The organism is Actinomyces succiniciruminis, assembly GCF_900002405.1.
In the GTDB taxonomy this organism is placed as follows: Bacteria; Actinomycetota; Actinomycetes; order Actinomycetales; family Actinomycetaceae; genus Actinomyces; species Actinomyces succiniciruminis.
On record NZ_LK995531.1, the window covers coordinates 67,615 to 81,721 of the forward strand.

At 66.1% G+C, this 14,107-nt stretch carries 11 protein-coding genes and 1 pseudogene; 3 read left to right on the plus strand and 9 right to left on the minus strand.

What is annotated here, in order from left to right:
- From BN1056_RS11670 to BN1056_RS11680, 3 genes are all read right to left on the minus strand, one after another.
- On the minus strand, nucleotides 1-300 hold a 300-nt coding region (locus BN1056_RS11670; RefSeq protein ID WP_210581425.1), incomplete at its 3' end, for a LacI family DNA-binding transcriptional regulator.
- 89 nt (nucleotides 301-389) lie between these two features.
- Nucleotides 390-1,040 (minus strand): MBL fold metallo-hydrolase, encoded by a 651-nt coding sequence (locus BN1056_RS11675; protein ID WP_210581427.1) that lies wholly within the window; start codon nucleotides 1,038-1,040, stop codon nucleotides 390-392.
- Nucleotides 1,040-1,798, minus strand: a complete 759-nt coding sequence (locus BN1056_RS11680) for a DsbA family oxidoreductase (protein WP_210581429.1) — start codon at nucleotides 1,796-1,798, stop codon at nucleotides 1,040-1,042. The genes BN1056_RS11675 and BN1056_RS11680 overlap by 1 nt, the downstream gene beginning before the upstream one ends.
- A 65-nt stretch (nucleotides 1,799-1,863) precedes the next feature.
- Here BN1056_RS11680 and BN1056_RS11685 point away from each other — a divergent pair, with 65 nt between their 5' ends.
- On the plus strand, nucleotides 1,864-2,253 hold the full coding sequence (locus BN1056_RS11685; protein ID WP_073327704.1) for a winged helix-turn-helix transcriptional regulator: 390 nt from the start codon (nucleotides 1,864-1,866) through the stop codon (nucleotides 2,251-2,253).
- A 6-nt stretch (nucleotides 2,254-2,259) separates the two neighbouring features.
- Here the strand turns inward: BN1056_RS11685 and BN1056_RS11690 are convergent, their stop codons facing one another.
- The 6 genes and pseudogenes from BN1056_RS11690 to BN1056_RS11710 form a co-directional block, all read right to left on the minus strand.
- On the minus strand, nucleotides 2,260-4,311 hold the full coding sequence (locus BN1056_RS11690; protein WP_210581431.1) for a beta-galactosidase: 2,052 nt from the start codon (nucleotides 4,309-4,311) through the stop codon (nucleotides 2,260-2,262).
- Nucleotides 4,312-4,422: 111 nt separating this feature from the next.
- Nucleotides 4,423-5,769 (minus strand): extracellular solute-binding protein, encoded by a 1,347-nt coding sequence (locus BN1056_RS11695; protein ID WP_073327706.1) that lies wholly within the window; start codon nucleotides 5,767-5,769, stop codon nucleotides 4,423-4,425.
- Between the two features lie 57 nt (nucleotides 5,770-5,826).
- Complete coding sequence (locus BN1056_RS14820; protein ID WP_244671685.1) at nucleotides 5,827-6,282, minus strand: hypothetical protein; 456 nt, start codon at nucleotides 6,280-6,282, stop codon at nucleotides 5,827-5,829.
- 41 nt (nucleotides 6,283-6,323) lie between these two features.
- A pseudogene (locus BN1056_RS15105) lies at nucleotides 6,324-7,298 on the minus strand (ABC transporter substrate-binding protein); the annotation flags it as partial.
- The gene (locus tag BN1056_RS11705) at nucleotides 7,295-8,191 is read right to left on the minus strand and encodes a carbohydrate ABC transporter permease (RefSeq protein WP_210581435.1); all 897 of its coding nucleotides are present in this window, start codon (nucleotides 8,189-8,191) and stop codon (nucleotides 7,295-7,297) included. The gene BN1056_RS11705 and the pseudogene BN1056_RS15105, both read right to left, overlap by 4 nt.
- Nucleotides 8,192-8,194: 3 nt before the next feature.
- On the minus strand, nucleotides 8,195-9,124 hold the full coding sequence (locus BN1056_RS11710) for a carbohydrate ABC transporter permease (RefSeq protein ID WP_073327710.1): 930 nt from the start codon (nucleotides 9,122-9,124) through the stop codon (nucleotides 8,195-8,197).
- A 172-nt stretch (nucleotides 9,125-9,296) separates the two neighbouring features.
- Between BN1056_RS11710 and BN1056_RS11715 the strand changes: the two genes are divergently transcribed.
- Together BN1056_RS11715 and BN1056_RS11720 are read left to right on the plus strand one after the other, a co-directional pair.
- Nucleotides 9,297-10,322, plus strand: coding sequence for a LacI family DNA-binding transcriptional regulator (locus tag BN1056_RS11715; protein WP_073327712.1), 1,026 nt, complete (start codon nucleotides 9,297-9,299; stop codon nucleotides 10,320-10,322).
- Between the two features lie 111 nt (nucleotides 10,323-10,433).
- The gene (locus BN1056_RS11720) at nucleotides 10,434-14,048 is read left to right on the plus strand and encodes a glycoside hydrolase (RefSeq protein ID WP_210581436.1); all 3,615 of its coding nucleotides are present in this window, start codon (nucleotides 10,434-10,436) and stop codon (nucleotides 14,046-14,048) included.
- The last annotated feature ends 59 nt before the right edge of the window (nucleotides 14,049-14,107 follow it).

Sequence of the window (14,107 nt, forward strand, 5' to 3'; positions counted from 1 at the left end):
GATCATCACCGCCTGTCCGGCCTCCCGAGCCGCACGCGTCAAGCCGCCCATGATCCCGGCATTGCCGTAGTTGATCGGCCCCAGCAACACTAGCCCGATCAGGTTCGTGTGCCGCGCCTTCATCTGCAGCGGTATGCGATTGCGCACGTACCCCAGCGCATTCACGGCGGCCTCCACGCGCGCACTGGCGTCGGCAGAGACGTATCCGCCGTTGAAGTAGCGCGAGACGGTCTGCGCGGACACTCCAGCGGCGCGACCGACGTCGACCATGCTGGGTCGTCTGCCTTCCACGCGCGCCATGCTGCCCAAATCCTTCTCGGTTGCTCCCGGCCGCACCGAGCCTTCTCGTCGCGGCTTGCCCTATGGCGCTCAGGGTAGTCGGCCCCGTATCACTCGGCCGCGTCGCACCGTAGTACCGCGCGTCTGAGGCGCGCGACCGTGATGGGGCGGGAGTGTCCCGACAGCAGTACCGTGCCATCGGGGAGCGTGAGCAGCCTGGTCTCCAGGTTCTCACGGAGCTTGCCCGCATCCCCCGTCGGAAAGATGGTCAGCCCGGGGCCTCCCTCGTAGACCGTGTCACCAACCAGCGCGAAGCCGGCCTGTTCGCAGTAGAAGGCGCAGGAGTCATCGGTGTGCCCGGGAACGTGCAGGACCTCGAGTTCGACGTTCGAGCCCTCCCCCAGGGCCAGGCGGTCGCCGTGCTGGAAGTTCTCCACACCGCGGACCCGCAGGGGCGCACCATGGCTGGCGGACAGGTTCAGATCGGGGTCGGTCAAATAGCGCTTGGATTCCGCATGCGCCCGCACGGGGACGCCCAGGGCGGCGCGCAGCTCATCCACGGCCCCGACATGGTCGAAGTGGCCGTGCGTGAGCAGGATGGCCTCCACGGTCCAATCGTGCCCGCGCACGGCACGCAGAAACAGGTTCGCCTGGGCGCCAGGGTCGATCAGGAACGCATGTCGCGTGACCTCATCGACAACGAAGTAGCCGTAGGTGGCAAACACGCCCCGGGCCAGAAGCGGGCGAACCTGTACCCCCATCAGATCGCGCACCCCTCCGGGCCGCAGGCGCCGCCCTCGGTTGTGTCCTCCGCGAGCGCCGCGTTGCGCGCGTTTGTGAGCACGCGGGTCATCTCCTCGATCGGCTGGGCACCCGAAATGGCGTACTTGCCGTCCACCACGAAGAACGGCACGGCATTCACCCCCATGGAGTGCGCCTCGCGCTCATCGGCACGCACGGCGTCGGCGTACTCGTCACTGGACAGCACGCGCTCCACGTCCGCCTCCGGCAGTCCGGCCTGCTTGGCCAGGCGCCGCAAGACGGCGTGGTCGGACATGACCTCGTTGTCCACGAAGTAGGCGTGGAAGCAGAGTTCCTCGAAGCGGGTGTTGCCCTGGTCGTGCGCGAGCTTGGTGAGCCGGTGCGCATCGAACATATTGGTGTTGCGCGTGGTGGCGTAGTTGAAGTCGATGCCTTCGGCCCGCCCCATCGCGCTGATGGAGTCGATGCGCTGGCGTGCAGCCGCCCTGGTCAGCCGGTACTTCCTGGCGAAGCGGTCAAGCGTCGTTCCCTGCACCTCGCGGGGCGCGTCCGGGTAAAGCTCGAAGGCCTTCATCTCCACCTCGACGTCGTCGGCCAGGCCGAGCGACTCGATCGCCTTGTGCAGGCGGGTCTCGCCTACGTAGCAGTACGGGCATGCGAAGTCCGACCAGTAGGTCACCTTCATGTGTTCCTCCTCGGGGTTGTGGGCGCCGGCGCGCTGCGCGCGGCCTGCGCATCTGGAGCAACTGTCACTCATGGCGCTACGGTTCCGCTAGTACTATCTTTTTCTGTAGTACTAGCGGCACGAAGGAGAGGAGCGGCATGGCCGAGGCCCCCAAGATCGAGTGGTGCCCCGCGATCGCGTCCCTGCAGAAGGTCGTGGGTGGCAAGTGGAAGATCGAGATTCTCTTCTACGTCGCTCTGGCCGAGGTCAGACACTTCGGCCAGTTGAAGCGTTGCCTGCACGGTGTGTCGGACTCAACCCTGTCCAAGCAACTGCGGGAGCTGGTTGCGGACGACTTCCTGGAGCGCGTCGACTACGGCGAGGTGCCTCCCCGCGTGGAGTACCGGTTGACCCGCCGCGGGGAGAGCTTCAAGCCCCTCATCCAGGCGATGTGGGACTGGAGCGAGGCGGAGTTCGAGTTCTCGCGCGCCGAGGCCGCCCAGATGCGCGCCGCGCGCGACGAGTTGGGTATTCCCCAGGTGCGGTGAGGCAGCTCAGTTGCGCGGCACCCGTACGACGACGGCGTCGCTCACGCCGAGGGAGTCGGCGCCTCCCAGCGGTACGCCGCCCAACATCCCGGCGACGACGGCGGCAGTCCCGAGGTCGTGGTTCCCCCGGTTGGTGAGTGTCCAGTAGTCTGCCGCCTCGCCGCGGCGGGCGGAGGCAATCACCTGCCCGCGCAACGGCTCGGGAAGGTCCGGGCCGATGCCGGCGGACGCAAGCAGTTCGGCAACCAGCTCTGCCAGGTCTTCGCCCTCCAGGCGCGTGGAGACATACGTTGCCGACCCCTGTCCCACCGGGCGCCGCGTGACGGCGGGGCCGCCCGCTTCAATGCCACGAGCACGTTCGTAACGGCGCAGCACCTGGACGTCGGGAGCGGTGAGCTCCACCCGCTCGCTCCACATACGGCCGGTGCCGCCATTGGAGAGCGCTGCTGCGTCGTCGTCCAGCAGTGGGCTGAACTCCTCGACGCGGATGCCTAGCAGATCGCGCAGGGCGCCGGGGTAACCGCCGAGAATGATGTGGTCGTGCTCGTCCACGGTCCCGGAGAAGTAGGTTGTCACCAGGTGGGCGCCGCCCGCGACGGCGGCGTGCAGGCGCTCGGCCAGGTCGGCGGACACGACGTGTAGCAGCGGGGCGACGAGCAGGTCGTACCTCTCCAGATTGTTGCGTGCAGTAACGACGTCGACTCGCATTCCCGCGGCGACCAGGGCCCGGTACCAGTCCAGGGCCTGGCCGCGATAGTCCAGGCGGGTGTGCGGCAGGAATTCCTGCGTGAGCGACCACCAGGACTCGTAGTCGAAGATGACCGCGGCGCGGGCGGGCAGTGCTGGGCTGCCGGCCACCGCGGCCAGGTCCTCCAGGCTCTTGCCCAGGGCGACGACGTCGCGGAACAGGCGCGAGTCCTCCCCGGCGTGCGGAAGCAGGGCAGCGTGGTATTTCTCGGCGCCCGCGCGCGAGGCCCGCCATTGGAAGAAGCAGATGGCGTCGGCGCCGTGGCCGAGGTGCGTCAGTGAGTCGCGCATCAATTCCCCGGGGAGCTTGGGCGGATTCACGGGCCGCCAGTTGACGGCGGAGGTGGCGTGCTCCATGAGCCACCACGGCCGACCCTTGGCAATGGCGGAGGTCAGGGAGGCGGAGAAGGCGAGCTCATCGATACCGCCGGGGCCGGGGTCCAGGTAGTGGTCGTTGGAGACGAAGTCGACGTCATCGCCCCAGCCCGGGTAGTCCATCGCGGAGGTGTCACCCATGACCATGAAGTTGGTGGTGATCGGCACGTCGGGGGTGATGGCCCGCAGCACTTCGCTCTCGGCGCGCAGGTGGTCGCGCAGGGCGTCGGAGGAGAAGCGACGGAAGTCGAGCAGCTGGCTGGGGTTGGGCTCGGAGGCGGCCAGGCGGGGTGGAAGGATCTCCTCCCACCGGTGGTAGGTCTGTGACCAGAATGCCGTCCCCCAGGCGTCGTTGAGCGTCTCCAACGTGGTGTAGCGCTCGCGCAACCAGGCGCGGAAGGCCGCGGCGGCATCGTCGGAGTAGTCGTAGGCGTTGTGGCAGCCGAGCTCGTTGTTCACATGCCAGGCGGCCAGCGCAGGGTGGCTTCCATAGCGCTCCGCCAGACGGCGCGTCAGCTCCAGGGCGTAACGGCGGAACACGGGCGAGGTGGGACGCCACTGCTGCCGTCCCCCCGGCCACAGTGTCTCACCCGTGCGGGTGACCGGCAGTACCTCGGGGTGCTTGGAGCTGAGCCAGGCGGGCGGAGACGCGGTGGAGGTGGCCATGTCGACGTCGATTCCGGCCTGCGCCAGTCGGTCCATGATCCGGTCCAGCCACTCGAAGTCCCAGGTGTCCTCGTTCGGTTGTATATGCGCCCAGGAGAACACCGGCAGGGTAACGACGGTTATGCCCGCCCGCCGCATCAAAGCAATGTCCTGTTCCCAGGTGGCCTCTGGCCACTGGTCGGGGTTGTAGTCGGCACCGAAGTGGATGGCCGCGCCCTCGCGGCGCGGGCGCCGCGGGAAGCCGGGGCGGGTGGTGGCGTTGCTGTTCATTCGTGCCTTGCCTAGTCCTGAACCGACCTGAGCCGATTCTGTGGTGGTTGGCGACGACGCGCCGTGGAGCCGAAACACGCTTTGACTCCACGGCGCGTCGTGCGGGCGCGGTCAGGAGACCGTGAAGCCCTGCTGATTGCCGTAGGTGATGCATGCCTGCTGCCAGGCGGACAGCCCGTCGGCAATGGAGGTGGCACCTTTGGACTCGTAGGCCTTGCCCACGGAGTCGTTGAAGATGGAGTTGGCGTAGGCCTGGAAGGGGAGGAAGGACCAGCCCTCGGTGACGGCCGCGGCACTGTCGGCGAAGACCTCGTTCGCCTTCTGGCCGCCGAAATACTCGAATTCGGTCCCCAGGAACTCCTCGCTGCTCAGGTCCGCCGTTGTGGCCGGGAAGGCCCCATTGGCGATACGGCTGGCGACGCCGTCCCCGGCGTTGGCGTATTCGATGAAGTGGTACGCCAGGGCCTGCTTATCGCTGGCAGCAGTCACCGCAAGCGAGGAACCGCCCATCTCCGAGGAGGCGGTCTGCCCGGCCTCCCAGGCCGGCAGCGGCGCCACCCGCCACTTGCCCGCCCCGGCCTCAACGCCGCCTACGAAGGAGGCCGGCATCCACGCGCCCATGACGAGGGAGGCGATGGTGCCGTCTCCCAGGCCCCGATACCACTCGTCGGACCAGTCGGCGCAGGGATAGAGCAGTTCCTCCTCGATCAGCGTGGTCCACAGCTCGGCGTACTTCTGGGAGGTCTCCTCGCTGAAGTCGATGCCGACGGTGGTGCCGTCCACCGTGTAGGGACGGGAACCGGCCTGCCACAGCAGCGACAGCGTCTTGACCGCGTCCCCGATGTCGTTGGCGATGTACTGCTCCGGGTTGGCGGCGTGAATGGCGCGGGCGGCGTCGAGATACTCCTCCCAGGTGCTGGGGACCTCAACCCCCGCCGCATTGAAGACCTCCTCGTTATAGAACAGGGCCATCGGGCCGGAGTCCATGGGCAGGCCGAAGATGCCCTCATCCGAGGCGACCGACGCCCAGGGGCCGGCGGAGTAGGAGCCGGCCAGGTCGGCGGCACCGAACTGGGTCAGGTCCGCGAGCGACTCGGACAGGGAGAACTGCGGCAGGGCGTAGTACTCGATCTGGGCGACGTCGGGGACGCCGGACCCTGCGGAAATGGCGTTCTGCAGCGCCGTGTACTCCTCGACGTTGGTACCGGCATTGACCAGTTCGACCTTCACGTTGGGGAAGGCGCGCTGGTACTCGGCGACGACGTCGGTGAGTGTGGGCTCCCAGGACCATACGAGCAGCTCCCCGCCGGCCGCGGCGGCGGAGGCCGCGGCCGAGGGATCGACCTCGGCAGTGCTGCCGCCGTCGGAGTCGGAGCCGGAGCAGGCGGCCAGGGTAAGGGCGAGAGCGGAAGCGCCGAGGGCGGATAAGGCGCTGCGACGGGTCAGATCAACGGGCATGACGGAACCTTTTCTCTTGATTCGGATGGAGCGTCGGTCGTGGTGGGCGCGACGCGGTCAGGAGACCGTGAAGCCCTGCTGGTTGCCGTAGGCGATGCAGGCGTCCTGCCAGGAGGCCAGCCCCTCGGCGATGGTGGTGTCGCCGCCCGTCGTGTAGGCCTTGCCGACGTGGTCGTTGAAGATGGAGTTGGCGTAGACCTGGAAGGGCAGGTAGGTCCAGCCGGACAGCACGTCCTTGGCGGCCTGGGACAGGACCTCGTTGGCCTTCTGGCCGCCGAAGTACTCGAACTCCTTGCCCAGGAAGTCCTCGGAGTCGAGTTCCGCCGTCGTGGAGGGGAAGGCGCCGCCGTCGATGCGGATCTGGATGCCGTCCTGGGCGGAGCAGAACTCGACGAAGGAGTAGGCCAGCGCCTGCTTCTCGGAGGCGGCCATGACCGCGAGCGAGGAGCCGCCGTTCTCGGCGCAGGCGGGAGTGTCGGCGTCCCAGCGCGGCTGGGGGGGGCCACGCGCCACTTCCCGGACGCACCCGGCACGGAGGAGGTGAAGTTGCCGGGCATCCATGCGCCCGTCACGAGTGCGGCGATAGTGCCGTCGCCCAGCCCCTGGAACCACTCGTCGGTCCATGGGGAGATCGGGGCGAGCAGCCCCTCCTTGATCAGGGTGGTCTGGAGCTCGGAGAACTTCTCGGCCTCGTCCGAGGAGAAGTCAATGGTGACGGTGGTGCCGTCCACCGTGTAGGGCTGGGCTCCCGCCTGCCACAGCCCGGACAGGGTGGCGCCCGCGTCGCCGGTGTCGCTGGCGATGTACTTGCTCGGGTCGGCGGCGTGAATCTTGCGGGCGGCATCCAGGTACTCGTCCCAGGTGGTGGGGACGTCGACGCCGAGCTCGGTGAAGACCTCCTCGTTGTAGAACATGGCCATCGGGCCGGAGTCCAGGGGCAGGCCGTATACGCCCTCACCGGTGTGAACGGAGTTCCACGGCCCCTCGGTGAACGTGCCCTCGTAGTCGGCGGCGCCGAACTGCGTCAGATCCGCCAGGGACTCGGAGATGGAGAACTGCTGCAGGGCGTAGTACTCGACCTGGGCTACGTCGGGCCCGCCCTTGCCGGCTGAAATCGCGTTCTGCAAGGACGTGTACTGGTCGGCGGAGGTGCCGACGTTGGTCACGGTGACCTTCACGTTGGGGTACTTCTTCATGAAGGCCTGCGCGCAGGGCTCAATGGTGTTGTCCCACGCCCACACGAGCAGTTCGCCGCCCGCCTCCGCGGCCGAGGCTGCGGCGGAGGGATCGACGTCGGCCGCCCCACCGGAGGACGAGGAGCCCGAGCCGCAGGCGGCCAGCAGAGCTGAGGTAGCGCCGGCCACGGCCGCGGCAGAGCCGGCGCGCAGAAACATTCGACGATCGATGGTCATGGGATTTTCCTTTCCAGTTCGCACCCTTGCGGTGCTGGTGGGAGTGTTTGGGTTGGGGGTTGATGTAGTCGAAGGACGCAGGGGCAGGCGGAAGGAGGCTTGGAGTGGCGGCATCATTCCTTGACGCCGCCGGAGGCCAGGCCGGCCTGCCAGAAGCGCTGCAAGCCGAGGAAGGCCGCGATCAGCGGAATGATGGTGAGCAGCGAGGCGGTGATGACCAGGTTGAAGATCGCCTGCCCTCCGGCCGTAGCGGCCTGCGCGTTCCAGGCGTTCAAACCGATGGTGAGCGGATACCAGCTGGCGTCCTTCAACATGATCAACGGCAGGAAGTAGTTGTTCCAGGTGGCCACGATCGCGAACAGGGCGACCGTCACGATGCCGGGGCCCAGCAGCGGCAGGGCCACCTGGCGGAAGGTACGAAACTCGCTCGCGCCGTCGATCCGGGCCGCCTCGAGCAGCTCGGTGGGCACGGCGTCGCGGGTGAACTGCCACATCAGATACAGGCCGAAGGGCGAGATCAGCGAGGGGATGATCACCGACCATGGAGTGTTTGTCAGCCCCAGCTTGGCGAACATGAGGAAGGTCGGGACCGCGAGCGCGGTGCCGGGGACGGCGACGGCGCCGATGACAATGGCGAAGACGGCGTTCTTACCCGGGAAGTCGAACTTGGCCAGACCATACCCGGCCAGTACCGAGAGCAGCACGGAGCCGCCGGCGCCCAGAACCACGTACATCAGCGTGTTCAGGAACCAGCGCACGAACTGGCCGTCGTTGTAGGTGAGCGTCTCGCGGATGTTGTCCCACAGGGCGAAGTCGTGACCGAACCACAGCCCGAAGGTGGAGAAGAGGTCCCCCTGGGTCTTGGTCGAGGAGATGAACAGCCACAGCAGCGGCAGGTAGGTGTAGATGAGCATCAGGCCCATCACGATTGTCAGCAGCCAACTCTTGCGGGGGTTCTCGACGTTGTAACCGCGGTGGGCGACGGCGGCCTCGGTGGTCTTCTTGCGCATGGCTCAGTTCTCCCGGTTCCCGCGCAGCTGGACGAAGTAGGCCACGGCCATGGTGATCAGGCCCATGACGATGGCGACGGTGGCCGAGTAGTTGTACTGCTGGCCGGCGAAGGAGAGGTTGTAGGCGTAGTAGTTCGGCGTGTAGTAGGTGGTGATCGCGTTGGGGGCGAGGCTTTGCAGGATCGAGGGTTCGTTGAACAGCTGGAACGATCCGATGATGGAGAAGATCGTGGCGATACCCAGGGCGCCGCGCAGGGCCGGGATCTTGATGGCGGTGATGATGCGCCACTCGCTGGCGCCGTCGATCGCGGCGGCCTCGTACAGGCTGTGCGGAATCGTCTTCAGCGAGGAGTAGAAGATCAGCATGTTGTAGCCGACGAACTCCCAGGTGACGATGTTGCCGATCGACACCAGAATGACGTTCGCACCCAACGGGTCGGGGATGCTCACACCGAGGAAGTCGGACAGTGAGCCCACCAGGCCGAAGCGGTTGCCGTACATGAAGCCCCACATGAGCGCGGCGACCACGGCGGGCACCGCGTAGGGCATGAAGATGGAGATGCGGAAGAACGCCGTGCCGTGGAGCTTCAGAGAGTCGATCGCCAAGGCCGCCAGCAGCGACAGCGTCAGCATGATGGGCACCTGAACCACCAGGAACAGTGCGACGCGGCGGAATGCCTCCCAGAACTGCGGGTCGCCGAAGAGCTGGATGTAGTTGTCCAGGCCGACGAACTGGTTGCCGCCGACCATCCGGTTCTGGAACAGGCTCAGGTAGATCGAGTAGAAGATGGGTGCGAGGAAAACGAAGGCGAAGACCACCATGAAGGGGCCAACGAAGCCCCATCCGGTCCAGCGACGTTTATGGCGCCGCTCGGGCGCGGGGTTGGTTTGCGCGGCACCGGAGGTGCTCGCTGCGACGGGAATCGCCGACATCCTTGTCCTTCCGTCTCTGCACTGAGCGGAGTGGGCCGATAGAGTGGTGTTTACGCAAACAATTGCAACAGCGGGGATGGTTGCGTAAACATCGTGAACGGGTGTTACCTTGTCACATCGGTTCAGTTATGTCAACCATGACCCCAACCATCGTTGAGCTCAGGAGGTCATCATGCCCGCACGACGGCGCCGCCAGGTCTCCATGGCGGACGTGGCTCAGCTGGCCGGCGTCTCCGCACAAACCGTCTCGCGCGTGTCCAACGGATACGAGGGCGTGGTCCCCGAGACCCGCGAGCGGGTGGTCGCAGCCATGCGCGAGCTCGGTTACCGCCCCAACGCGGCCGCCCGCGCCCTCAAACGCGGCAGCTTCCACAACATCGGCGTGGTCATGTTCGACCTGACCGCTACAGGCAACACCTCTACCCTCGCGGCGATCTCCGAGTCCGCTTCATCCCACGGCTACACCGTCACCCTCATGGCACCGCAGTCCCGCACCACAGCCTCCGTCTCGGGAGCCTTCGACCGCCTGAGCGAGCTGCTGGTCGACGGGATCATCCTGGTGATGGAGTCGATGCCCGACGACGCCGAGGGCGCGTCCTTCACGCTCCCCGACGTCGAGCACCTCGTCGTTGTCGATTCCGCCCTGGGCCCGGATCATGCGGTGGTCGATACCGATCAGGCCGCCGGCACTCGGTCCGCCGTCGAGCACCTACTGGCACTGGGGCACGCGACCGTCCACCACATCACCGGCCCGGCCTATTCGTATTCGGCACAGCGCCGCGAGAAGGCCTGGCGTGAAGTGCTCACCGAGGCCGGACGGCGGGTGCCCGAGCCGGCACACGGCGATTGGTCGGCCGGCTCCGGCTACCAGGCGGCCCTGACTCTGCTGAAGGATCCGAGCTGCACCGCCGTCTTCTGCGCGAATGACGAGATGTCACTCGGACTGCTGCACGCCGCACAGGATCTGGGGCGGCACGTCCCGGAGGACCTGTCGGTGGTCGGCTTTGACGACATCCCCCTTGCCGCCGACTTCGCTCCCCCGCTGACGACCGTGCACCAGGACTTTGCCGGCATGGGCCGGGCCTGTATGGCCCGCCTGGTGCGCATGATGAGCACCGGGGTGGCCGAGACCGGCCAGGAGCTGGTGCCGACGTCACTGGTGGTACGCGCATCCACGGCACCGCCACGGAAGCACTGAACAAGTTTCCTCACCCTTGACGCCGCGGTGGGGCGCGGCAATAATCGGTACAGGCAGTGATGTTTGCGCAACCATCGCTGATATTCCGCTATTTCTCAATGGGGAGAGTTCATGAGGAAGCTACGTATCCGCACCCTGGCGGCCCTCGCAGCCGCATCACTTGCGGCTGCTGGAATCGTTGGCATAGCGCCACCCAAGGCGTCAGCAGCCACCGCAGTCACCGTCACCATTAACCCGAGCTATCAATCGGACGCCTTCGAAGGCTGGGGGACTTCCCTGGTCTGGTTTGCCAACGCCACCGGGGACTACCCGCAAGAGGTCCGTGAACAGCTACGCGACGCCGTGTTCGGCGAGGAGGGGCTGAACCTCAACATTGCGCGCTACAACATCGGCGGCGGCAACGCGACGAACGTTCCCGACTACCTACGTCCAGGAGGAGCAGTCGAAGGGTGGTGGAACCCCGATCTGCACGCAACGGACGATGAGGGGAGCATCACCTCGACCTATGCCGACCGCGGCCGTTACCGCGCCGCCTGGAATGGCGACGACATGAACTCCTACAACCTGTCTGCGGATGCGACGCAACGGTGGTGGATAGACGCGATCAAGGCCGACATCACGCACTGGGAGGCCTTCTCCAATTCCCCACCGTATTTCCTCACCCAGTCGGGGTTCGTCTCCGGAGGCATCAACGACGGTTGGGCCGAGCAACTGTCCTCCGATGACATGGAGGCCTTCGCCGACTACCTCGTCACCGTGGTCGATGAGCTGGAATCTGCCCACGGAATCAAGGTGAACACGATTGACCCCTTCAACGAGCCCAACACCAACTATTGGTCCACATCGATCCGCAGCGGCGAGCAGTGGCCCAACTCCTCCTCACGGCAGGAGGGCGCCCACATCGGTCCGCAAGCACAGAACGAGATGATCCAGGTCCTCCAGGCCCGCCTCAACGAGCCCGGGACCGGCACCGAGGCCGTCATCTCCGCTATGGATGAAACCAATCCCAGCACTTTCGTCACCGACTGGAACGCGTACTCCGCCCGGTCGCGGGCCGCGGTCGACCAGTACAACGTGCACACCTATGGTACGGGCGATCGCCAGGTCGTCCGCGACATAGCCAAGGTTGATGACACGTCACTCTGGATGAGCGAGGTGGAGGGCGACTGGAGCCCGAAGAACGGGCTGAACCTCACCGAGATGGGCAACGGTCTAGGCATGGCCCAGCACATCACCGACGACCTGCGCGAGCTCGAGCCCGATGCCTGGGTGTTCTGGCAACCCGTCGAGGATCTTTACAACATGGAGAAGGTGGAGCGGCTCAACTGGGGCTCGGTCTTCATCGACTTCGACTGCAACGACAACGGCGATTCCGAACGGCGCCTGGCCGACGGCGACGCCGATCCGAGCTGCAAAGTCCTGACGAATTCCAAGTACAACACCGTGCGCAACTACACGCACTACATCGTCCCCGGCTCCCATCTCATCCCGACGGATTCCACACAGTCGACCGCGGCTATCCGCCCCGACGGGTCCGGAGTCAACATGGTTCATATCAATGACTCCTCCGAGGAACGCGCAGTCACCATCGACCTGTCCAAGTTCGCCTCGGTCGCCGGCGCGACCGTTACCCCAGTAACCACTACCGAGTCCCCCGAGTCCGATCCGACCGCCAACGCGCTGGTGACCGGCTCGGCCGTCAACGTCGACCCTGTCACCAAGACGGCTACACTGACCGTTCCCGCGATGTCCGTCACCACATTCCTTATCGACGGCGTCACCGGTGTCGCCGACAACGCTGCATTCCTTCAGGACGGCCACACCTACGAAGTCACCGGCGTTCAGTCCGGCCGGTCCCTGACGGCGAAGAACGGTGGCGTAGTCATCGACGACTTCACCCCCGCGGACTCCGCAAACCAGTTGTGGACCGTGCACACTCTCTCCGGCGCCGGCACCAACCAACAGCGCGTCACACTCACCAACCGTGCCGGGCAGGTCCTGGCAGATGTCGACGGTACGGCGGTTGCCGCCGCTCCCGACACCGTTTCGGAGGACTCAAGCACGTGGATCGTGACCACCACTAACGGCGAGGACTTCTCCCTGGTGTCCACCACCCGCCCCGTAGTGGTGGAGGTGAACGGCCAGGCGCAGAGCGCGGGCAGCCGCATAGGGACCTACAAGTCCAACGGCGGCAGCAACCAGCGCTGGACCGCCCGGGACATCACAATCACGGGCTTCAAACCGGTCACCGCTAACACGTCTGTTGGCGTAGTCCCGGTGCTGCCAGAGACCGTCATTCCCCTTTACGCGGACGGCCCCGGCGCCCCCGCCTCCGTGACCTGGGACGTGTCCGAGCAGGACTGGTCGACGTCGGGTACAGTCACAATCCACGGCTCCGGTACCGATGCATACGGAAACGCATTCGACGACGTCGTAGCCACGATAGAGGTGGGACCGGCAACTTCTTCCGACCCGACCAGCGTCACGGTCCGGAGTGGCGCCTCCGTCGCGGATGTGAGTGCAGAGGCGCCGGAAACGGTACGCGCCCAGGCCGGAGACTCCGCTTCGCGTTTCGACGCCCCAGTAGTCTGGGACTTCTCAGACCTCACCGCCGAGCAACTCGCCACCGTGGGCGTGTACGTAGTACCGGGAACCGCATCCTCTGGCGGCGCCGAAATCCCGGCAACACTCAACGTGATCGTCGTCGGTGTCGCCCCTGCGAACATCGCCCCCGAGTCGGCCCCTACAGCCACCTTCACCGAGCCCGGCTATTCCGTCGAGGGCACGACGAACCTCGTGTTGACCGATAAGGCTTGGTCGAACTGGAAGTCCTCGGATAAGAACCTCAGCGACACTCTCACCTACACCTTCGCGGACAACGAGACGGTGACGGATGCAACTGTGTATTTCTACATGGACGGCTCCTCACACAGCTGGGCAACGCAGATTGTCCCCGAGTATCTCGATCCCGACACCGGATCCTGGATGAGCCTGCCGAGCGTGCCCGTCCCAGATCAAGCAACGGCACCAACCGTGACAGTCGATTTTGGAAACATCCAGGCCGCGGCTGTGCGCTTCGTACTCACTGCACGCGAGAACACCCACATGATCGTCTCGGAGGTGGAGATAAACGCCCTGCGCGCGGCTCCGTCCTCGGTATCGACAATCTCTCGGCTCACCGTAGGCGGTGTTGACGTGGAGGGGTTCTCCCCCGATGTCACCGAGTACGCACTCACCGTCACCGCCGATGAGCAGCCGCCCGTCTTCGCCGTACCGACCGACGTCGACGCGAGCGTTGATCAACGCTCGGATGGCCAGGGCACAACAACGATCACGGTCACCGCGCCCGACGGGACGCAGATGACCTACACCGTGCACGTGACGCTCACGCAGCCCATCGCCACACCAGAACCCACTCAGGCCGGGACTCCTAGCGCCGTGCCGCAGCCGACGGCGACCAGCAGTGCGGGTGCTCCCACCTCCGCACCGATACCCGAGGCTACGACCGCATCCAGCGCTATGCCTACGGCCATTCCCCAAAGCCCGGGCTCCACGCCCAGCCAAAGCGCCGAGGCGGCTATCACCGCCCGGGCCTCCGCCCAACCGGTGCCCGGAAAGTCCGGACACTCGCTGGCGCGAACCGGGGTCAATATCGCCAGCGCCTTCGCCGCTGCAGGACTGCTTGTGTCCGGCACCGTACTGCTCCGGCGCCGGTCGGAGAGCTGAGCCGCTTCGGCACCGGCGGTCAGTGGATCCTGCACCGCCGCCGGCGCCGAGCCTGGCTC

Coding starts and splice junctions, on each gene's coding strand:
- BN1056_RS11695 (WP_073327706.1), bottom strand. CDS start 5,769: ATGCCCGTTGATCTGACCCGTCGCAGCGCCTTATCCGCCCTCGGCGCT.
- BN1056_RS11685 (WP_073327704.1), top strand. CDS start 1,864: ATGGCCGAGGCCCCCAAGATCGAGTGGTGCCCCGCGATCGCGTCCCTG.
- BN1056_RS11705 (WP_210581435.1), bottom strand. CDS start 8,191: ATGCGCAAGAAGACCACCGAGGCCGCCGTCGCCCACCGCGGTTACAAC.
- BN1056_RS11675 (WP_210581427.1), bottom strand. CDS start 1,040: ATGGGGGTACAGGTTCGCCCGCTTCTGGCCCGGGGCGTGTTTGCCACC.
- BN1056_RS11690 (WP_210581431.1), bottom strand. CDS start 4,311: ATGAACAGCAACGCCACCACCCGCCCCGGCTTCCCGCGGCGCCCGCGC.
- BN1056_RS11680 (WP_210581429.1), bottom strand. CDS start 1,798: ATGAGTGACAGTTGCTCCAGATGCGCAGGCCGCGCGCAGCGCGCCGGC.
- BN1056_RS11710 (WP_073327710.1), bottom strand. CDS start 9,124: ATGTCGGCGATTCCCGTCGCAGCGAGCACCTCCGGTGCCGCGCAAACC.
- BN1056_RS11715 (WP_073327712.1), top strand. CDS start 9,297: ATGCCCGCACGACGGCGCCGCCAGGTCTCCATGGCGGACGTGGCTCAG.
- BN1056_RS11720 (WP_210581436.1), top strand. CDS start 10,434: ATGAGGAAGCTACGTATCCGCACCCTGGCGGCCCTCGCAGCCGCATCA.